Below are 1,512 nucleotides of genomic sequence, written 5' to 3' on the forward strand. Positions count from 1 at the left end.
CCGAGCGCCACCGCCAGCGCTGATCCCTCCGTCCCCGCCCGGAAGCTCATAGCCCTTGCCCCCCTCCTCCTCCAGCAGCAACACCGACGGATACGACCTCGTCCTGCGCCTCCTGCTCGGCGTGCTCGCCGTCGTCGTCCCCCTGTCCCACCTGGCCTGGCTGTGCGGCAACATCACCGCCTACCTCACCGGCACCAGCTGTGCCCCCTACCAGCCGACCAACGCCTTGCTCCACCCCGAGCAGGTCTGGCCCGCTCTGGGAGAAACGTCCCTGCTCATCGGGGCACGCATCGTTCCCGTTCTGCTCCTCCTGGCTCTCGGGGGGACGGCGGTCGCCCTGTGGTTCCGGCACAAGAACCGCGGCGGCGGCCGGAAGAAGATCACCGGCATGGCTAAGGCCCGGGACATCGAGCCCTTGATGGCCAAGGCGATCACCGACAAGGCCCGCTCGCTGCGCCCGAGCCTCAAGGACGCCAAGCACATCGAAGCCCGCGACACCGGCATCCTCCTGGGTAACCTGCAGAACACCCGGCACGAGGTGCGCATGGGCTATGAGGATGTGGCCGTCGCCATCATGGCGCCCCGCTCGGGCAAGACCACCTCGCTCGCCATCCCCTCGATGCTCGCCGCGCCCGGTCCCGTCCTGCTGACCTCGAACAAGGCCGCAGGTGACGCCTTCACCGCCACATACGAGGCCCGCTCCCGCGTCGGGCAGGTGTGGACCATGGACCCACAGCAGATCGCGCACGCCGCACGCGAGATGTGGTGGAACCCCCTCGCCAGCGCGAAAACCCTGGACGGAGCGAACCGGCTCGCCGGCCACTTCCTCGCCGCCTCCGTGGACGCCTCCCAGCAGGGCGACTTCTGGTCCAAGGCCGGCAGCAACATCCTCTCCCAACTGCTGCTGGCCGCAGCGCTCGACGAGCGGCCGATCACCGACATCATGCAGTGGCTCGCCTTCCCCGCCGACCGCACCCCGCTCGACATCCTCCGCGACCACGACTTCGCCGCCGTCGCAGCCCAGCTCAAGGGCACCGTCGAGGGCCCCCCGGAGACCCGCGACGGCATCTACGAGACCGCCCGCCAGTACGCCGCCGCACTGCTGAACAACGAGATCGCCGCCTGGGTCACCCCGCAGAAGGACGTTCCCGAGTTCCGCCCGTCGGAGTTCGTCACCTCCACCGACACGCTGTTCCTGCTGAGCAAGGACGGCGGAGGCGGAGCCTCGGCGCTGATCGCCGCGTGCGCGGACTCCGTGATGCGCGCGGCGACCGCCCAGGCCGAACGGGCCGGCGGACGTCTGGACCCGCCCATGCTGGCGATCCTCGACGAGGCCGCCAACGTGTGCAAGATCAGCGACCTGCCGGACCTGTACTCCCACCTCGGCTCCCGCGGGATCATCCCGATCACCATCCTGCAGTCCTACCGCCAGGGCCAGAAGGTCTGGGGAGACGCGGGCATGGACGCCATGTGGTCCGCCTCGACCGTCAAGGTCATCGGCTCCGGCATCGA

The 1,512-nt window shown here is 69.6% G+C and carries 1 protein-coding gene; it reads left to right on the top strand.

Features of this window, described 5'->3' with window-relative positions; genetic code table 11:
• Positions 1–55 precede the first annotated feature (55 nt).
• A partial coding sequence (locus tag ACZ6IM_RS42600; protein ID WP_469564632.1) for a type IV secretory system conjugative DNA transfer family protein occupies positions 56–1,512 on the top strand: 1,457 nt, incomplete at its 3' end.

The sequence above is a fragment of the Streptomyces sp. NPDC042336 genome (assembly GCF_055581985.1).